The sequence below is a fragment of the Castellaniella denitrificans genome, assembly GCF_042653765.1.
GTDB lineage: Bacteria > Pseudomonadota > Gammaproteobacteria > Burkholderiales > Burkholderiaceae_B > Castellaniella > Castellaniella denitrificans.
Genome location: NZ_JBHSEZ010000028.1, coordinates 56,939 through 74,769 on the forward strand (window position 1 = coordinate 56,939; position 17,831 = coordinate 74,769).

At 61.3% G+C, this 17,831-nt stretch carries 16 protein-coding genes; 13 read left to right on the plus strand and 3 right to left on the minus strand.

Annotated features, from left to right (window positions below):
- Window positions 1–66 precede the first annotated feature (66 nt).
- From ACFO27_RS12410 to clpB, 12 genes are all read left to right on the plus strand, one after another.
- Window positions 67–1,329 carry a polysaccharide pyruvyl transferase family protein gene (locus ACFO27_RS12410; protein WP_376817602.1) on the plus strand — a complete coding sequence of 421 codons (1,263 nt, stop codon included), beginning with the start codon at window positions 67–69 and terminating at the stop codon, window positions 1,327–1,329.
- Window positions 1,330–1,479: 150 nt separating this feature from the next.
- On the plus strand, window positions 1,480–2,118 hold the full coding sequence (locus tag ACFO27_RS12415; protein ID WP_376817603.1) for an acyltransferase: 639 nt from the start codon (window positions 1,480–1,482) through the stop codon (window positions 2,116–2,118).
- Between the two features lie 7 nt (window positions 2,119–2,125).
- Window positions 2,126–3,352: a CDP-glycerol glycerophosphotransferase family protein gene (locus ACFO27_RS12420; protein WP_376817604.1), complete on the plus strand. Its 1,227-nt coding sequence runs from the start codon at window positions 2,126–2,128 to the stop codon at window positions 3,350–3,352.
- Between the two features lie 20 nt (window positions 3,353–3,372).
- Window positions 3,373–4,746 carry a D-ribitol-5-phosphate cytidylyltransferase gene (locus ACFO27_RS12425; protein WP_376817605.1) on the plus strand — a complete coding sequence of 458 codons (1,374 nt, stop codon included), beginning with the start codon at window positions 3,373–3,375 and terminating at the stop codon, window positions 4,744–4,746.
- Between the two features lie 2 nt (window positions 4,747–4,748).
- On the plus strand, window positions 4,749–5,873 hold the full coding sequence (locus tag ACFO27_RS12430) for a hypothetical protein (RefSeq protein ID WP_376817606.1): 1,125 nt from the start codon (window positions 4,749–4,751) through the stop codon (window positions 5,871–5,873).
- Window positions 5,860–7,962: a capsular polysaccharide biosynthesis protein gene (locus tag ACFO27_RS12435; RefSeq protein ID WP_376817607.1), complete on the plus strand. Its 2,103-nt coding sequence runs from the start codon at window positions 5,860–5,862 to the stop codon at window positions 7,960–7,962. Before ACFO27_RS12430 ends, ACFO27_RS12435 begins: the two co-directional genes overlap by 14 nt.
- A 23-nt stretch (window positions 7,963–7,985) precedes the next feature.
- On the plus strand, window positions 7,986–9,179 hold the full coding sequence (locus ACFO27_RS12440) for a capsule biosynthesis protein (protein ID WP_376817608.1): 1,194 nt from the start codon (window positions 7,986–7,988) through the stop codon (window positions 9,177–9,179).
- Entirely contained in the window at window positions 9,179–9,928 is a 750-nt protein-coding gene (locus ACFO27_RS12445; protein ID WP_376817609.1) for an SDR family NAD(P)-dependent oxidoreductase, read from the plus strand. Before ACFO27_RS12440 ends, ACFO27_RS12445 begins: the two co-directional genes overlap by 1 nt.
- Window positions 9,918–11,507, plus strand: a complete 1,590-nt coding sequence (locus tag ACFO27_RS12450) for an LTA synthase family protein (RefSeq protein WP_376817610.1) — start codon at window positions 9,918–9,920, stop codon at window positions 11,505–11,507. The genes ACFO27_RS12445 and ACFO27_RS12450 overlap by 11 nt, the downstream gene beginning before the upstream one ends.
- A gap of 52 nt (window positions 11,508–11,559) precedes the next feature.
- Window positions 11,560–11,790 (plus strand): type II toxin-antitoxin system RelE/ParE family toxin, encoded by a 231-nt coding sequence (locus tag ACFO27_RS12455; protein WP_376818052.1) that lies wholly within the window; start codon window positions 11,560–11,562, stop codon window positions 11,788–11,790.
- Window positions 11,790–12,083, plus strand: a complete 294-nt coding sequence (locus ACFO27_RS12460; RefSeq protein WP_043681776.1) for a HigA family addiction module antitoxin — start codon at window positions 11,790–11,792, stop codon at window positions 12,081–12,083. The genes ACFO27_RS12455 and ACFO27_RS12460 overlap by 1 nt, the downstream gene beginning before the upstream one ends.
- Window positions 12,084–12,156: 73 nt before the next feature.
- The gene (clpB, locus tag ACFO27_RS12465) at window positions 12,157–14,748 is read left to right on the plus strand and encodes an ATP-dependent chaperone ClpB (protein ID WP_376817611.1); all 2,592 of its coding nucleotides are present in this window, start codon (window positions 12,157–12,159) and stop codon (window positions 14,746–14,748) included.
- Window positions 14,749–14,878: 130 nt separating this feature from the next.
- Here clpB and ACFO27_RS12470 read toward each other — a convergent pair whose 3' ends face one another.
- From ACFO27_RS12470 to ACFO27_RS12480, 3 genes are all read right to left on the minus strand, one after another.
- Window positions 14,879–15,514 (minus strand): LysE family translocator, encoded by a 636-nt coding sequence (locus tag ACFO27_RS12470; protein WP_376817612.1) that lies wholly within the window; start codon window positions 15,512–15,514, stop codon window positions 14,879–14,881.
- 102 nt (window positions 15,515–15,616) lie between these two features.
- Window positions 15,617–16,468, minus strand: coding sequence for an AraC family transcriptional regulator (locus ACFO27_RS12475; protein ID WP_376817613.1), 852 nt, complete (start codon window positions 16,466–16,468; stop codon window positions 15,617–15,619).
- A complete protein-coding gene (locus ACFO27_RS12480) occupies window positions 16,465–16,872 on the minus strand; it encodes a winged helix-turn-helix transcriptional regulator (RefSeq protein WP_376817614.1) in 408 nt (135 codons plus the stop codon). The genes ACFO27_RS12475 and ACFO27_RS12480 overlap by 4 nt, the downstream gene beginning before the upstream one ends.
- 96 nt (window positions 16,873–16,968) lie before the next feature.
- Here ACFO27_RS12480 and ACFO27_RS12485 point away from each other — a divergent pair, with 96 nt between their 5' ends.
- The gene (locus tag ACFO27_RS12485) at window positions 16,969–17,817 is read left to right on the plus strand and encodes an SDR family oxidoreductase (RefSeq protein ID WP_376817615.1); all 849 of its coding nucleotides are present in this window, start codon (window positions 16,969–16,971) and stop codon (window positions 17,815–17,817) included.
- Window positions 17,818–17,831 lie beyond the last annotated feature (14 nt).

Below are 17,831 nucleotides of genomic sequence, written 5' to 3' on the forward strand. Positions count from 1 at the left end.
CATGGTCGCTGTTTTCAAAGACATATTTCAATTTTTTTAAAATAAAAATTCCCGATAGAGGGCTGGATGAAAATTCTTATCAGATCTCCGCAGGATCCATTAAAAATATATGATGCCTACGAATCTACTAAGAAGATTGGTGGTAATTCCGGGAATCTTCTATATATAAATTCAGTAGCTAGGGCGTTATATGCAAAGAATAATAAACTGAGTTTCGGCGGTTTCAAAGCTCATGTAAGTAATGATAGGAAGTCTTGGGCGGAATCGATCAATGAAAAATATGACCACTATGTCATGCCCCTATCAAACGCCTTTAGGTCAGGGATGACCGAAATTTTGATTGGTTTCACCGAGATCGTCCGAAATCTTGATATTCCAGTCACCGTGGTGGGGATAGGGGCTCAGGCAACTGCCTTGTCGGCAAAAAGTGGAACCTACAGCATGGCCCGAACGGGGAAGGGCGACGTGAAGAGCCCCGATGCGCGATCAGATCATGATCGTGTGGTGTATGAGTTCTGTAGTGCGGTGCTGGAAAAATCGCGTTCCATTGGTGTGCGAGGCGCGTATACACGAGATTACCTGCTATCTCTTGGTCTGCCTGAGGAACGAGTGCGAATTATTGGATGTCCGTCGTTGTTTACCTGGGGGCCATCGCACAGAATTGTAGACAGAGACGGTAAGGACTATTCGGGTAAGCGTCGGGAATTTCATCCTTCCATGAAGATATCCATGAATATCGACTACAGAGTGCCCGGAATTGAGCGGATGATATATAAGAATTTCCAGATTTATGAAAATCTGTTTTCTCCGAGTCAGGATTCCATGTCCGCAAGAATGATCCTCGACAACAAGCAATATTATGATATCAGCAAAGTTAACCTCGGGGCGCCTGTTCACAAGAAGCACGGCATGTTCGTCTTGGGAAGGCTTTTATATTATCCGAACCCCTGGGGCTGGATCGATGATCTGTCCACTTACGATTTTGTATTTGGCACCCGCTTGCACGGAAATATAGCCGGTATATTGGGAGGAACTCCCGCGCATCTTATTGCGCACGATTCCAGAACAATCGAACTCGCGAATTATCATGGAATTCCATACACAGAATATGATAGCGGTTCTGATTTTCTCGCCGAGGATATGTTCCGGGATACCAGTTATGAGAAATTCAATGACTTGATGGAGGATAGATTTAATGTATTCCTGGATTTTCTGCGTGAGAATAATCTAAGCACAGCATATGACGAGCCCGATGCTGGTGTTGATTTTGACGATAAGATTGCTGCTTCCAGAAGAATCGGCCCAATATATTCCAATGGTATGAATTGAGGATTATGTTGCCGGGCCCGGGTGTGTCTTATTTTAGAATATTGACGGTCAATATAATTCAAGAACCGTATTTTCAGAGAAGGTATACATTGAGAGCGAGCGCTGGTTGTGCCGGATGTTTTGTCTTATGAGCCTTCTGGGAGAGGGTCATTGAAGAAGATAAAGGTATCCAGCATATCTAATTATGAGGATGGATTTGGAAATAAGATCACTCTGGGAGAAGAGGGGAAGAGTGTAATTCCAGGTCTTGTGGTTTTCCGAGGAAAAAATAATCGGTTATTTATAAGTGGAGAGGCTTCTTTGTTCCCGCTCAGTGTCCGATTTTGGGGAAATAATGGCAATTGCCATATAGGTAGTGCGGTTGGTGGCTTCAATATCCGTGTCGGGGACAGCTGCGTCGTGAGGATTGGAGATAAGGTAACCACGAACAATACAGTGATGTTGAACACTGCGGAGGCCACGGAGCTGATTCTGGGCGATGATTGCATGCTCTCAACTTTCATCGATATCAGAACACATGATTCGCATCCGATCTACGACAAGCTGAGTGGCGTTCGCATAAATCCTGCCAAGAGCATTTGTATCGGGTCTCATGTCTGGCTGGGAAAGCGGTCAATGGTGTTGGGTGGTTCCATGATAGGTGCGGGATCAGTTATTGGTGCTGGGTCTGTAGTGAAAACGGCCATCCCGGAAAATTCCGTTGCTGCCGGGTGCCCGGCTCGCATTATCAGAGAGGGTGTCACTTGGGATCGAGGTAATTTGAACGGCAGGAATTTTAAGAATAAATAAGAGTCATATGAGCAAGCTTACAAAATTTTTTAGGCATCCAGTGCTTTACTGGAAGGATTATTTCAGAAAGAGATCTTCCAAAGTTGGGACATCGAAGGTGGTAAACCCCTCCGTGCAGGGGGTTGGTAAGGTTTCTTCTACCATCAATTTCAGTGGCGTAAATATATTCCGAGAATTTTCCTATTATCTACATACTGGGGAGTCCTTGGAGGCTGGCGCTAATCACCTGGATTTGTGGCTGCCGTTGCTGCTTGGTTTTCGTATTCCGTTTCTATTGATCGTCAGGAACGAGAAATTATATTACTGGGTGATTCGTGAATACCAAAATGTGGATGTCGTGTATGCGAAGGGAGCTGGAGATGTCGGTAAGGTGGTGGAACGGTTCCCGTATATCAGGATGGCGCTGTACCCATCTTCGTTGGGAAACAATATCCACCTGGTCAGGTTTGAGGATATTCGACATTGTTTCATAGGGCATGGTGACAGCGATAAGGCTTCCAGCGCTCACAAGGCGTTACGGATGTTTGACGAGATATGGGTGGCCGGCCAAGCTCATATCGACAGGTTTTTGAATAAGAGTTTCAATGTTTCTGGTCTTGAATTTAAGAAGATTGGTCGTCCTGCGCTTAAAAGAATTATTGATTCTGGTGGTAGGGTGAGGAACGATAAATCCTTGGGTAAGGTGTTGTATCTTCCTACGTGGGAGGGCAGCAATTACAAAAATGATTATTCGTCGGTGGCAATATCGCGGGAGATTATTTCTTTCGTGTCGGAGCTGGCCCTGATTAATGTGAAGTTTCATCCCTTCACTGGCCACAGGGATGCTGGTTTGAAGAATATCCGGGATCAGGCGACTACCGCTTTTAGGGGTAATCAACAGGTTTCTGTGACTTCAATATCCACCCCTCTTTTGGATATTATTGAGAATTACGATATCTTCATATGCGACATATCCTCCGTTGTCACTGAGTGTTTGGCGCTGGATGCTCCAATATTATTGTATTTTCCAAAGGATAAGGTTATTGAGCTCGCTAGTTCAAAAATGAGCTTTGATGATTATTGCTATGTTTTCTCCAGTGTGGAAGAGCTGAAGCTTCAGATCCAGGAAATAATTTCGAAAGGCGATCCGAAAGCTGATTCCAGAAAGGCGGCTGTGGATTACTTTATTGGTCTTGATGAGACCAGGGGGCTGCGAATGAAAGACCTCATCAAGAGTGGTTCCCTGGCTGTTTGATAATACCTTGTTTTTATACCATGAGAAATATTTCTGTCATTCTGTCTGGTGGTAGCGGGACCCGTTTTGGCGGATCACTTCCAAAACAATTTACCAAGTTGGCGGGAAGGGCCATCATTGAATATACGGTTGATGTATTTGATGCATCCCCGGATATTGATGAGATCCATATTGTCTCTCAACCGGCGCATGTCAGCCGAACTTGGGACATCATCAAGCGCAACCAGTGGACCAAGGTCACCAAGGTCATCACTGGTGGAAAAGAGCGCTTCGATTCCACGCATTCTGCACTTCATGCTCTGTCGGAAGAGGACCCGGAGAGCCGCGTGCTCTTTCATGATGCGGTCAGGCCGCTGGTGGATGGCAGGATCATCGCTGACTGCATTGCTGCATTGGCCCAGTTCGAGGCGGTGGATGTGGTGATTCCATCTGCTGATACCCTGGTCCAGGTGTTTGATAACGAATGTATCGACAACATTCCAAATCGCTCGTTCATGCGTCGCGGACAGACACCTCAGGGCTTCCGGCTCGGATGTATTCAACTGGCCTATCAGAAGGCCCTGGACGCTGGCCGGAGAACCTTTACTTGCGATTGCGGGGTAGTGCGGGCCATGCTGCCACACGTCCAGGTGGCAACCGTGAAGGGCAATGAGCGCAATATGAAAGTCACGCAACCGGTGGACCTGTTCATTGCTGAGAAACTGCTTCAATCCGGGATCGATGTCGGCTCTGTCCGAGCTGAAGAGTTGGCGCAGCTTAAAGGCAAGCATCTGGTTATCTTTGGCGGTTCCAGCGGCATTGGACTGGAGATGCACAACATTGCACTTCTGCACGGGGCCAAGGTCGGGGTCGCCAGCCGCAGCCACAATGGGGTTGATATTCGCTCTTTGGATGAGGTGCACGCTTGTCTGGAAAAATTCGCCAAGGAATTCGGCCATATCGACTATGTGGTCAACACGGCCGGTTTGCTGATCAAGAAGCCGACTGATTTGCTGTCTGTGCAAGAGATCACGGATCTGATTGGAGTCAACTACACAGGCGCTGTGAACGTTGCAGTTGCAGCCAAACCGTATCTGCAGGCGACTTCTGGGATGCTGCTGAATTTCACATCCAGTTCGTATACCCGAGGCCGTGCGTTGTATACCCTGTATTCATCGTCAAATGCAGCGATTGTGAATTTCACCCAGGGCCTCGCATCGGAGTGGGCGACTGATCAAGTCCGGGTCAATTGCATCAACCCGGAACGGACGGCCACGCCCATGCGGCGCGTCAACTTTGGCATTGAGCCCGCCGAGTTTCTATTGGACGCCGGAACTGTTGCGCAGGCCGCGTTGCGTACCTTGCTTTCCAATCTGACGGGGGTCGTGGTCGATGTCCGAAAGGATGGGAGGTAGGCTTGTCGCCATCATATCCTTATGCTGTATATCTCGATAGCAAGATTCATGGCGCGGGCTTTCAGTTGTCCACGTACTTCAGAACCGGCGTGTTCGATCCGGACAGAACGATCATTTATCTGAAGAAGTACAAAAGGAGCTTCGGGGTTTTCAGAAGATTGTTCTCGGCTCAGGGGCTGACATTTCAGTGCATGAAGTCCAGCGATCTTGACCGTCTCGAAGATCAAACGGTTTTCTACTTGTTCAATGCACAATCCAATTGTCGCTTAGTGGCTAATCGTAGGCTTAAGCATGTGTTCGTGACGCATGGTGAGAGCAATAAGGTATCATCGATCAAGCCGATCACGAGAATCTATGACCACGTGGCGATGGCAGGCTATTTGAGTCTGCAGCGCTACTACAGGTCCGGCCATTTCGAGCCACATGATTATGGTGCAAAGCGACTGATCATGACGGGGGACACGTTCATCGGCAGGACCGGGTTGGCACAGAAAGCGGGGCGTCGGGTTCTGTTCTATGCCCCTACCTGGGAAGGCGGAGTGCCCATAGAAAATTACTCCAGCTTGGGCAGTCCTCGGGTACTTTCTGTGCTGCGGCATTTTGCCGGTCTGGCTGGTGTGTCGGACGTTTTGATTAAACCGCACCCGAACCTGGGGCACCGCCTGGGCATGTATACAGAGCATCTGCTTTCCCTGGCGTATGGATTGCGGCGCGAGGGCTTTAAAGTGTTCCTGCACAGGAACAATATCCGGCTTTCAGTTTTACAACGGATGCGCCTGGCTGCGACAGGTGTGGAAAGTGCGGATCGCCTGGAAGCCTTTCAGGCCGCGCATGCTTTGATCGATGTCTCCGCCATGGAAACGCAGTGTGTCAATGAGCGCATTCCTTATCATGTGCTGTCGAGCAACATGGAATCCCTCGAGCGGTACACCGCACCGGAACATTGGCGGCTATATCGCCAGATAGCCGTTCGTATGGACGGGAGTGATTCGGTGCTGCCGGATAGCTTGGGTGGAGGCGTGGCCGAGGACTTCAGGTCCCGATTGATTTCCTACAGCGATCCCGCATGGCGGGACCAGTCACCGGGGCAGCGTCTGAGGGGTTTCCTCGAGTATGTTGCAGCGTGATGGGTGCGGCAGTCTGATGTTTATTGGTGTTTTTTCGAACGGTATCCTGCGCAATCGGGTGGCGGAGTGTTTGCTGCGAAGCTCTTTCGTGCGGGTAACTGGGAGCCGTGCCCGCCCAGACGTTGGTCGAATAGCTGGCTGGGGCTGCAAGCAGAATACTCGACACGCCTTTCGGTACGCCAGCGAGCGCGGCCTGCCGTTTCTTCGCCTTGAAGACGGCTTCCTGCGTTCCTATGGCGTCGGCTCCGGCTGCCCCCAACTGTCCCTGATCGTCGACGAACAGGGCATTTATTACGACGGCACCCAGGAATCGGCGCTGGAATCCTTGTTGCAGTCCGATCGGGATGTGCTGTTGGGAATTCAGGTCGAAGTCGCCCGAGCGCGCTCGCTGATACGGGAGCATGGCTTGAGCAAGTACAACCATGCTCCGGGTCTGTCGGCCGATTTGCTGCGTCAGAGTGATGTGGCGCGCGTGCTGGTCGTAGATCAGACTGAGGGGGATGTCAGCGTCTCGCTGGGCGGGGCGTCGGCCTGGACCTTCCGGTCGATGCTGGACGTGGCGCGCCGCGAGAACCCCGGCGCTACTATTTATGTGAAGACCCATCCCGAGGTATCTGCGGGCGCAAAGCGCGGCTATTTGTCGGATGCGGCCGAGGATGAGCGCACCGTGCTGCTGCGACAGGCGGTGAATCCGATCGACCTGGTCCAGCGAATGGATCGCGTCTATGTGGTGTCGTCCACCATGGGGTTCGAGGCCTTGCTGCTCGGAAAGCCGGTGACCGTCTTCGGTCTGCCCTGGTATGCCGGTTGGGGAGTGACGGATGATCGCCAGATCTGCCGCCGCCGATCGCGCCGCAGGTCCGTCGACGAGCTGTTCGCGGCGGCCTATTTTCACTACACCCGCTATCTGGACCCCTCGACGCACCAGCCGGGTACGATATTCGATGTGATTGACTGGCTGGTCCTGCAGAAGCGTGTGCATGGCCGGTATCGCGGCCGAATGATCTGTGTGGGTTTGCGCCGCTGGAAGGCCGCCAATCTGAGGCCTCTGTTGTCCTTGGGGCAGGGGCCGGCGCTGTTTGTGCCGGATGCCCGGCGGGCGGCCCGCCTACGCCCGGGACCGGACGACAGCCTAGTGTGCTGGGGGCGTGAGCCGCCCAAGGGTGTCGCGGAATTGGCGGCCGCCAGTGGCGCGCGTCTGGTGCGCATGGAGGATGGCTTTGTCCGGTCGGTGGGCTTGGGGTCGGACATGATTCCGCCGCAGTCCCTGGTGCTGGATGAGACCGGCCTGTATTTCGATCCGACCAGGCCATCCGATCTGGAAAATCTGTTGAACCAACACACCTGGTCGGCCGACGATCTGCGGCGCGCGGAATCCGTGCGCCAGTTCATCGTGACGCATGGCATCACCAAATACAACCTGGAGCCGCGCACACCGGTGTCCTGGCAGTCTGGCGGCCGTCCGGTGGTGCTGGTGCCGGGCCAGGTGGAAGACGACGCGTCGATCCGTTTCGGTTGTACGGACGTCAGGACCAACCTGGCGCTGTTGCGGGCCGCCCGCGAGGCGCATCCGGGTGCGTTCATCGTCTACAAGCCGCATCCGGATGTGGCCTCGGGCAATCGCCAGGGCGTGGTGTCCGAGGCACAGGCACTGGCCTACGCGGACCATGTGGAGACGCGGTGTTCCGTGATCAGTTGCATCGAGGCCTGCGATGCGGTGCACACGATGACGTCGCTGACGGGCTTCGATGCGCTGCTGCGGCATAAAAAGGTGGTGACCTACGGCCAGCCGTTCTATGCGGGCTGGGGCCTGACCGAAGACCTCGTCGTGGGCGGTGCGGCCTTTGCGCGGCGCCGGCGGCGCCTGAGCCTGGCGGAATTGGTGGCCGGGACATTGCTGGACTATCCCATGTACTGGGATCCGCTGCTCAAGGGCTATACGACGTGCGAAGCGGTCTTGAACCGCTTGGTGGAAGAGCGCGATAGGCGCGCGCGAGACGGCACATTGGAACGCCTCAATCGCGGGTGGTGGGCCCGCAATCAACGCAAGTTTCACGCCATTTGGCGGGCGTGGCGCACCGCCGACTGACCGGTTTTGGAGGGGATTACGGCATGCGCCGTACGTTTTTGTTCTTGCAGGGGCCTTGCACGCCTTTCTTTCGTGAATTGGCACGGGCGCTGCGCGGCCAGGGGCATTGCGTGCGCCGGGTGAATTTCACAGCCGGCGATTTGCTGTACTGGCGCCTCGGACAAGCCGTGTCTTTTCGAGGGCATTTGTCGCAATTGCCGTCTTTTTATGAACAGCATGTGCGGCAGTGGGGGGTGACGGACCTGGTGCTGTTCGGGGATTGCCGCCCCGTGCACCGGCCAGCGGTGGCGTTGGCCCGGCGCCTGGGATTGCGCGCGCATGTGTTCGAGGAAGGCTATTTTCGTCCGCATCGCATCACGCTGGAACGCGGCGGAGTCAATGCGCATTCGCCGCTGATGGCCGTGTTGCATCAGGATGCCGCGACTGATTTTCCGCCACCCACCGTCCCCACCGCCTTCAAGTCGCCGTTCTGGCGCCGGGCGGTGCACGATGTGGCGTACCACGTCGCCGGTATGGCCAATCCCGTGCTGTTTCCGTTTTATCGCAATCATGCGCGCTACATCGCGCCGCTGGAATACTTGGGTTATGCGTGGCGCCTGCCTCTGTTGCGTTGGTATCGCGGGCGCGATGACCGGATGCTCCGAACCTTGTTGCGCCAGCGCAGGCGCTTTTTCGTGCTGCCCTTGCAACTGGATGGGGACAGCCAGATTCGTCAGCATTCGCCCTACGGCAACATGCGGGAATTGATGGACGGGGTGCTGGCATCCTTTGCCAGGCGCGCACCGGCCGATGCGGTGCTGGTGGTCAAGAATCATCCGCTGGACCCGGGTCTGGCCAGACATGGCCGCGTGTTGCGACGCCTGGTGCGGCACCACGGCCTGCGGGGCCGCGTGTTCTATATGGAAACGGGACAGCTGCCCAGATTGCTGCGTCAGGCCGCCGGCGTGGTGACCGTCAACAGCACGGTGGGGCCGCTGGCGCTGGAAGCCGGCTTGCCCCTGATGGTGCTGGGGCGTGCGTTGTATGCCCAGCCAGGGCTGGTGCATCAGGGCGACTTAGACAGCTTCTGGACAGCGGACGCGACGCCTGACGGGGGGCGTTTTCATCGTTTGAGACAGCGGGTGCTGTCCCAGGCGACGGTCAACGGCGGTTTTTACTGCCCGCAGGGGATTGCCCTGGCGGTGCGCAACAGCTTGCCGCGTTTGCTGGAGGCCTGATGCGACGCATCCTCATCACCGGCGCCACCAGCGCCATCGGTTCGGCGCTGGCCTGGGAATATGCGGCGCCAGGCGTGACTCTCATCCTGCATGGCCGCCGTCAGGACGTACTGGCGCGGGTCGCCCAGGCCTGCGAGGCGCGCGGCGCGATGGTGCGGTGTCATGGTCTCGACGTGCGCGACGGCCCGGCGCTTCAGGCCTGGCTGGCCGGGCTGGAGCCGCTGGACCTGGTCGTCATCAACGCCGGCATGAACACGCATGTGGGGCCGGGTGGTGAACCGGAGTCCTGGGACGAGGTGGACGCCCTGCTGGATGTGAACCTCAAGGCCTCCATGCGGATCGCCCAGGCGGTGCTGCCGGCCATGCGGGCGCGGGGCAGAGGGCAGATCGCCTTGATGAGTTCGCTGGCCGGATATTTCGGTCTGCCGGTCACCCCGGCCTACAGCGCCAGCAAGGCCGGCATCAAGGCCTATGGCGAGGCCCTGCGCGGCTGGCTGGCCCCCGAGGGCATCCGCGTGAGCGTGATCATGCCCGGCTACGTCGAATCGCCGATGTGCGCCGCCATGCCCGGTCCCAAGCCTTTTCTGTGGACACCGGACCGCGCCGCGCGCGCCATCCGGCGCGGTCTGGCGCGGGATCGGGCGCGTATCAGCTTTCCCTTCCCCCTGAACTGGGGTGCTTGGTGGCTGGCCGTGCTGCCGGCCGCGCTGTCGCATCGGATCGTGCGCTGGATGGGCTATGGGGTTTGACCCCGATCTGATCTCGATGCTGGCGGCGACAGGGGTGGGTGTCGCGCTGTCCGTCGCCATCGAGCGCCTGATGGTGCCGCCCCCGCCGCTGAGCCGGCCGGCGGCGGCCTGGGCGGTGCATGCGGGCATCTGGTGCCTGGCGCACGCGGCTCTGACGTTGCTGCTGGGGCGGCCCTGGTTTGCGGCGGCGGTGGTGTCCGCCTTCTGGCTGGTGCTGGTGCAGGTGAACAATGCCAAGTACAAATCCCTGCGCGAGCCCTTTGTCTTCCACGATTACGAATACTTTACCGACGCGGTCCGTCATCCGCGCCTGTATATCCCGTTTCTGGGCTGGGCGAAATTCTCGGGAGCGACGATCGGTGTGCTGCTGGCCGTGGCGGTCGGTCTGTGGGCAGAGGAATCGCTGGAAGACCGCTGGAACTGGACCGGGCACCTGGGCGGGCTGAGCGTGGTGGCGCTGTCGGGGGCACTGTTGCTGTGGGGTGGGGCGCGGCGCCTGCCGGTGGCGACCTTCCAGCCGGCGCGCGATCTGGCGGCGTTGGGGTTCATGGCCTCGCTATGGCGGTATGCTTGCGCGGCGGGGCGCCTGCCGTGCGTGGGGTCACCCTTCGATTTTGTGGCGGCGGTCGGGCCGGGCTCTGGCGTGCAGTCGGCCGACCGGCGGGCATTGTCAACGGGGCTGGCGTCTCAGCGGGCCAGGGCGTTCAGGCAAGATCTGCCGCACATGGTCGCCATCCAGAGCGAATCGTTTTTTGACCCGCGCGCGGTGGTGCCGGGCATACGAGGCGACGTGCTGGCGCAGTTCGATCGCTTGTGTGCGGATGCGGTCCTGCAGGGCGGGCTGGCTGTGCCTGCATGGGGCGCCAATACCATCCGCACCGAATTTGCCTTTCTGTCAGGCATCGCGGCGGAGCGGCTGGGGGTGCATCGTTTCAATCCTTACCGGGCGCTGGTGGCGGGGTGGCGGCTGGCCTCGCTGGCGTCCTGGCTGAAGGATCTGGGGTATCGCACGGTTTGCGTGCATCCGTATCCGGCCGGTTTCTATCAGCGAAATCGTGTCTATCCGCGATTGGGTTTCGACGCTTTTCTGGATATTCAGGCCTTTGCCGGGGTGTCCACGGCCGAGCCGTATGTGGAAGACCGCGCCGTGGCGGACAAGGTCGCCGGCCTGCTGCGGCAGTCCGGGCAGCCCCTGTTCGTGATGGCCATCACCATGGAAAACCATGGCCCCCTGCATCTGGAAGCGGCTCGACCGGACGAGGCCGATGCCTTGTATACCCGGCCGCCGCCGCCCGGCTGCGAGGACCTGACGATCTATTTGCGCCATCTGCGCCATGCCGACCAGATGGCCGCCAGCCTGCGCGACACACTGGAATCCCTGGGTCGGCCCGCCAGCCTGTGCTGGTATGGCGATCACGTGCCCATCCTGCCGGAAGTCTATCGGCGCTATGGTCTGCCCTCGGGCCGGGTGCCCTATGTCTGCTGGAACAACTGGGCATCCGGCCCGGGCCGGTCGCTGGACCTCGCCGCCGAAGACCTGTCGCGGCACTGGTTGCGGGGCGCCGGCCTGATGCTGTGACCGTTTCGTCCGTCGGGATTTTTCGGTCTGGCTGTGTTGCTTGGTGCGCAACGTGCTACGTTATGATAAGTCTTTCCGGCACAAAAGGCTGAGGCGCTTCTTCGAGACAGGGGCCATGTCGGGCGTCCAGGCAAGTCATGGCAAGCGGCTTCGGCTGCAGTTGGCTGCGCCCCATACCGCCGTGGGGCTGTCCGACCTGGATATTCCGGGGTTTGATCTGCATCTCTTGAAAGGTCTCAAGGACGGCAATGCCTACATATTGGACTATGAAGACTATCATTGATGACAATGCATAATCCCCCCCATCCAGGCGAGTTCATCTCGGCCGTTTATCTGGAACCCAATGGGGTCAGTGGCCGCGAATTGGCGGAAAGTCTGGGCGTGGCGGCTTCCACGCTCAGCCGGGTGTTGAATGGCTCCAGTCGAGTGACGCCCGAAATGGCGCTGCGTCTCTCGAAGGCGGTCGGGCGCAGTCCGGAAAGCTGGCTGGCCATGCAGGATGCGCATGATTTGTGGCTTGCACGGCAGCGGGTCGATCTGCAGGGCGTCAGCCGTCTGGCTTTTGCCGCGTCTTGAAAATCCTCCCGCCAGCCGCATATATATCGCATCTCGGGGCGTATGCGCCCCTTCCCCCTAAAGGGCTCCACCCATGCGATTCGACAAACTCACGACGAAGTTCCAGCAGGCGCTCGCCGACGCTCAAAGTCTGGCTGTGCGCCACGACCATTCCTACATCGAGAACGCCCACCTGCTGTCGGCCCTGCTCGCCGATCCGGACAGCGGCGCGGCCAGCCTGCTCGCCCGCGCGGGCGTGGCGGTGCCGCGGCTGCAGACCGAACTGGACCGCCAGATCAAGGCCATGCCCATGGTCCAGGGGGCCGAGGGCAACGTCCAGGTCGGCCGCGACCTGCAGGCCGCCCTGGCGCGCACCGACAAGGAAGCCGGCCAGCGCGGCGACGCCTACGTCGCCAGCGAACTCTACCTGCTGGCCTTGTCCGACGACAAGGGCGAGGTCGGCCGCGCCCTGCGCGAGGCCGGCCTGCAGCGCAAGGCGCTCGAAACCGCCATTGAGGCCGTGCGCGGCGGCGCGTCCGTGACGGGCGCCGAGGACGAGGACAACCGCCAGGCGCTGAAGAAATACACTCTGGACCTGACCGCCCGGGCGCGTGAAGGCAAGCTCGACCCGGTGATCGGCCGCGACGACGAAATCCGCCGCACCATCCAGATCCTGCAGCGCCGCACCAAGAACAACCCCGTGCTGATCGGCGAGCCCGGCGTGGGCAAGACCGCCATCGTGGAAGGCCTGGCCCAGCGCATCGTCAACGGCGAGGTGCCGGAAACCCTGAAGGGCAAGCGCATCCTGGCGCTGGACCTGGCCGGGCTGCTGGCCGGCGCCAAGTACCGGGGCGAGTTCGAGGAACGCCTCAAGGCCGTGCTGAAGGAACTGTCCCAGGATTCGGGCCAGACCATCGTCTTCATCGACGAGCTGCACACCATGGTGGGCGCCGGCAAGGCCGAGGGCGCCATGGACGCCGGCAACATGCTCAAGCCCGCGCTGTCGCGCGGCGAGCTGCACTGCGTGGGCGCCACCACCCTGGACGAATACCGCCAGTACATCGAAAAGGACGCCGCGCTGGAGCGCCGCTTCCAGAAGGTGATGGTGGACGAGCCCGACGTGGAGTCCACCATCGCCATCCTGCGCGGCCTGCAGGAACGCTACGAGCTGCACCATGGCGTGCAGATCACCGACCCGGCCATCGTCGCGGCGGCGGAATTGTCGCACCGCTACATCACCGACCGCTTCCTGCCCGACAAGGCCATCGACCTGATCGACGAGGCGGCGGCGCGCATCCGCATGGAAATCGACTCCAAGCCGGAAGTCATGGACCGGCTCGACCGGCGCATCATCCAGCTCAAGATCGAGCGCGAGGCCGTCAAGAAGGACAAGGACGAAGCCTCCGAGCGCCGCCTGAAGGCGATCGAGGACGAGCTGGAATCGCTGCAGCGCGAATACAACGACTACGAGGAAATCTGGAAGGCGGAAAAGGCCGCCGTCCAGGGCTCGCAGGCCGTGAAGGAGGAAATCGACCAGGTCCGCGCGGAAATGGCCGAGCTGCAGCGCAAGGGCCAGTACGACAAGCTCGCCGAGCTGCAGTACGGCCGCCTGCCCGAACTGGAAGCCCGCCTGAAGGCGGCGGAATCCGCGCCCAAGACGGAAGAGGCCGGCAAGCCGCGCCTGCTGCGCACCCAGGTCGGGGCCGAGGAAATCGCCGAGGTCGTGTCGCGCGCCACCGGCATTCCCGTGTCGCGCATGATGCAGGGCGAACGCGCCAAGCTGCTGGGCATGGAAGCGGTGCTGCACGAGCGCGTGGTGGGCCAGGACGAGGCCGTGCGCCTGGTGTCCGAGGCCATCCGCCGCTCGCGCGCCGGGCTGTCGGACCCGAACCGTCCGTACGGCTCGTTCCTGTTCCTGGGGCCGACCGGCGTGGGCAAGACCGAGCTCACCAAGGCGCTCGCCAGCTTCCTGTTCGATTCGGACAGCCACCTGGTGCGCATCGACATGAGCGAGTTCATGGAAAAGCATTCGGTGGCCCGCCTGATCGGCGCGCCCCCGGGCTACGTGGGCTATGAGGAAGGCGGCTACCTGACGGAAGCCGTGCGCCGCAAGCCGTACAGCGTGATCCTGCTCGACGAGGTCGAGAAGGCCCATCCGGACGTGTTCAACGTGCTGCTGCAGGTGCTCGACGACGGCCGCCTCACCGACGGCCAGGGCCGCACCGTGGATTTCCGCAACACGGTGATCATCATGACCTCGAACATCGGTTCGCAGCATATCCAGAACCTGGCCGACCAGCCCTACGACGTGGTCAAGGAAGTCATCCGCGACGAGCTGAAGACGGCGTTCCGGCCGGAATTCCTGAACCGGATCGACGAGATCGTGGTCTTCCACGGCCTGGACGCCACGCACATCGAGCCGATCGCGCGCATCCAGTTGAAGCGCCTGGCCGAGCGCCTGGCCCAGCAGGAAATGCGCCTGGAGGTCTCCGACGCGGCGGTCACGGAACTGGCCCGCGCGGGCTACGACCCGGTGTTCGGCGCCCGGCCCCTGAAGCGCGCCATCCAGCAGTACGTGGAAAATCCGGTGGCGCGGCTGATCCTGGAAGGCCGCTTCGGTCCGCACGACGTCGTGCCGGTGGATTGGGACGGCGAGAAGTTCGTGTTCGAGCGCACCTTGCAGTAAGCGCCGGCGCATCGGGGTCCGCGCAGCGCCGGACCGCCCTCCGTTCGTCGCGTCCATTCCGGGACGCGGCGGCCGGGGAGCGGTCCGGCGTTTTCATTTCGCGCCGCGGTGGTGCCTCGGTCCCCGGCTGTCAGCGAAGCAGGAGGATCGCCAGGACGCCCAGCGCGAGCAGGATCAGGACGATGCCGGAAATGCGTTCCAGCCAGGGCAGGGACCGCGCGAAGCGCCGCAGCACGGCCTGGTTGCCGATCATGATGGCCACCAGCACGTCCCAGCCCAGCACCGCGCCGAACATCCAGGCACCGTAGACCGCCTTCCAGCCAGCGCTCGCGTGCGGGCCGGTCAGCAGCGCGGCCAGGCTGGCGTAGAACAGCGCGTTCTTCGGGTTGAGGATGCCGGAAAGAAAGCCCATGCCGGCGGATCTTCGCCAGGCGGCGGACGAGCAGGCGGGTCCGGCCGCCCGGCCGTCCGGCAGGTCCAGGCGGCCGCGGCCCGCGTGGCGGACGAACAGGACGCCCAGGTACAGCAGATAGGCGCAGCCGGCCGCTTGCAGGCCGATGAACAGGGGGCCGTTGGGCCGCAGCGCGGCGGTGCCGGCGAACGCGGTGACGATGAACACCCCGTTGGCCAGCGCGATGCCCGCGCAGGCGCCGCTGGCGACGCGCCAGCCGGCGGACAGGGACGTCCTGGCGATCAGGAAGAAGTCGGGGCCGGGGGAAAGCAGCGCCAGGAAATGCGCCGCGGCGATGATCAGGAATTGCTGCATTCGGAGCACATGCGTGTTTTTCCGCAGTGTGCCGGCGTGCGCGCGTTCTGTATTGAAGGAAATTGCGGCCGCGCCGCGCTTCCGGGGCGGCCCGGCCCGGCATCAGGCCCGGAAGCGGCCGGGCGTCACGCCCGCGTAGGCCTTGAAGACCCTCTGGAAATGCGCCTGGTCCGCGAAGCCCAGCTGCAGGGCGACTTCCGCAATGCCGGCGCCTGCCCGGATCCGTTCGCGGGCCAGGTTGACGCGCTGGTTCAATTGCCAGGCGTGCGGCGTCATGCCGGTGACGGCCCGGAAGGCGCGGATCAACTGGTAGCGGCTCATGTCCGCCAGGCGCGCCAGTTCGTCCAGGGGCGCGTTGCGGTCCGGGGCGGCGCGCAGGCGGTCCAGGGCCGGCCGGATCCTCCCGGCCAGCCTCGACGGGGCGATTGGCGCCGCGATGCGCAGGCCCGCGCCGGCGTCGGCGTCCCCCAGGAATTCGATCAGCGCCGATTCCTTGTCGCGCGGGTCGGCGTCGGAGAACAGCAGCGCGTTGAGCCGGCCGAAGCGTTCATAGGTCTCCGGCTCGGTCGAGATGCGCACTGGCTCGGCCTCGTCCGGGGCGGCCTGGGCGTATTCCCGCCGGACGGCCCGCAGCCAGGCGGCGTCCAGGTGCAGCATCTGGTAGCTCCAGGCGGTGTCGGGAACCGGGTTGCAGGCATGCACGCGTTCGGCCGGCACGAACACCAGCGTGCCGGGGCTCAGCGCGACCGGGCCGTCGGCGGCGCCGGTGAACAGGCTGCGGCCCTCGTCCACCGCGCCGATGGAAAAGGTCGGATGGCGGTGCGGCACGTAGCAGGCGCGGCTGCGGCACGCCCGGCGGCTCTCGACGAAGGGCAGGACCGGATCGCGCCAGAACGATGCGGTGGCATCGCGGCGAGACACGGCGGGAGAGTGGGCGGTTTCCGATGCGCTCATTGCATGCCCGCCTGCTGGATCCTGGGCAGGTTCAGCTCGATCCAGTCGGCCAGGGTCCGCACTTTCTCGGCGGCTTCGCGGCCCAGCGGAGTCAGGCTGTATTCGACGTGGGGCGGCACGATCTCCAGGGCGGTGCGCAGCACCAGTCCGTCGCCTTCGAGCCATTGCAGGGTCTGCGCCAGCATGCGTTCGCTGACGCCGCCGATGGCGCGCCGCAGTTCGCTGAAGCGGTGCGTCCGGCCTTCCAGGACGATCAGCACCAGCACGCCCCAGCGGCTGGTGACGTGCTTGAGCACTTCGCGCGAAGGGCAGTCGGCGGCCAGCAGATTGCCGGGACGCAGGCGCTGCGACAGGGACAGGGGAGCGGCGGGGCTGGCGGCGGGCGGCGAAGCGGGCTGTTTCATGAGGCTATCTTAACACTAACATTTCTGTGCGTACTTACTAAAAGTTTGTTCGTGAGGTAGAGTGGCGTCACCCTCTACTTTCAAGGACACTCCGTCATGACCATCGCAATCACCGGCGCCACGGGCCAGCTCGGCCGCCTCGTCGTCGAACAATTGAAGGCCCGCGTCGATCCCGGCCTTCTGCGGGCGCTGGCGCGCACGCCGGCCAAGGCGGCCGGCCTGGGCATCGCGGTCCGCGAGGCCGACTACGACCGGCCCCCGACCCTGGCGCCGGCGCTGGCGGGCGCGGACACGCTGCTGTTGATTTCCTCCAGCGAAGTCGGCCGCCGCGCCGGACAGCACCGCCATGCGATCGAGGCGGCCCGGGCGGCGGGCGTGCGGCGCATCGTCTACACCAGCCTGCTGCGCGCCGACGTCTCGCCGCTCAGCCTGGCGGACGAACACCGGCAGACCGAACGGATGCTGAAGGAATCCGGCCTGGCCTGGACGATCCTGCGCAACGGCTGGTACACCGAGAACTACATGGGCGCGGTGGCGGGCGCGCTGGCGGGCGGCGCGCTGGTCGGCAGCGCCGGCCAGGGGCGGATCGCCTCGGCCGCGCGCGCGGACTACGCCGAGGCGGCCGCCGTGGTCCTGACGGCCCCGGGCCACGAAGGGCGGACCTACGAACTGGCGGGCGACACCGCCTATACGCTGGATGAACTGGCCGCCGAGATCTCGCGCCAGACGGGCCGGTCGATCCCCTACCGCGACCTGCCCGAGGCCGATTACGCCGCCATCCTGGCGGGCCATGGCCTGCCGCCGGACCTCGCCCGGGCGATCGCCGGATGGGACGCCGACGCGTCCCGGGGGGCGCTGTTCGACGACGGCCGCCAGCTCTCGCGTCTGATCGGCCGGCCGACGACCCCGCTGTCCGCGTCCGTGGCGGCGGCGCTGAAGGCCTGACGGGACCGGGGCGC

What these genes read in the sequence shown, in the direction of transcription:
- ACFO27_RS12480 (WP_376817614.1), bottom strand. Translation starts at nt 16,872, where the DNA reads ATGAAACAGCCCGCTTCGCCGCCCGCCGCCAGCCCCGCCGCTCCCCTG.
- clpB (WP_376817611.1), top strand. Translation starts at nt 12,157, where the DNA reads ATGCGATTCGACAAACTCACGACGAAGTTCCAGCAGGCGCTCGCCGAC.
- ACFO27_RS12460 (WP_043681776.1), top strand. Translation starts at nt 11,790, where the DNA reads ATGACAATGCATAATCCCCCCCATCCAGGCGAGTTCATCTCGGCCGTT.
- ACFO27_RS12470 (WP_376817612.1), bottom strand. Translation starts at nt 15,514, where the DNA reads ATGCAGCAATTCCTGATCATCGCCGCGGCGCATTTCCTGGCGCTGCTT.
- ACFO27_RS12410 (WP_376817602.1), top strand. Translation starts at nt 67, where the DNA reads ATGAAAATTCTTATCAGATCTCCGCAGGATCCATTAAAAATATATGAT.
- ACFO27_RS12445 (WP_376817609.1), top strand. Translation starts at nt 9,179, where the DNA reads ATGCGACGCATCCTCATCACCGGCGCCACCAGCGCCATCGGTTCGGCG.
- ACFO27_RS12420 (WP_376817604.1), top strand. Translation starts at nt 2,126, where the DNA reads ATGAGCAAGCTTACAAAATTTTTTAGGCATCCAGTGCTTTACTGGAAG.
- ACFO27_RS12435 (WP_376817607.1), top strand. Translation starts at nt 5,860, where the DNA reads ATGTTGCAGCGTGATGGGTGCGGCAGTCTGATGTTTATTGGTGTTTTT.
- ACFO27_RS12440 (WP_376817608.1), top strand. Translation starts at nt 7,986, where the DNA reads ATGCGCCGTACGTTTTTGTTCTTGCAGGGGCCTTGCACGCCTTTCTTT.
- ACFO27_RS12450 (WP_376817610.1), top strand. Translation starts at nt 9,918, where the DNA reads ATGGGGTTTGACCCCGATCTGATCTCGATGCTGGCGGCGACAGGGGTG.
- ACFO27_RS12485 (WP_376817615.1), top strand. Translation starts at nt 16,969, where the DNA reads ATGACCATCGCAATCACCGGCGCCACGGGCCAGCTCGGCCGCCTCGTC.
- ACFO27_RS12425 (WP_376817605.1), top strand. Translation starts at nt 3,373, where the DNA reads ATGAGAAATATTTCTGTCATTCTGTCTGGTGGTAGCGGGACCCGTTTT.
- ACFO27_RS12475 (WP_376817613.1), bottom strand. Translation starts at nt 16,468, where the DNA reads ATGAGCGCATCGGAAACCGCCCACTCTCCCGCCGTGTCTCGCCGCGAT.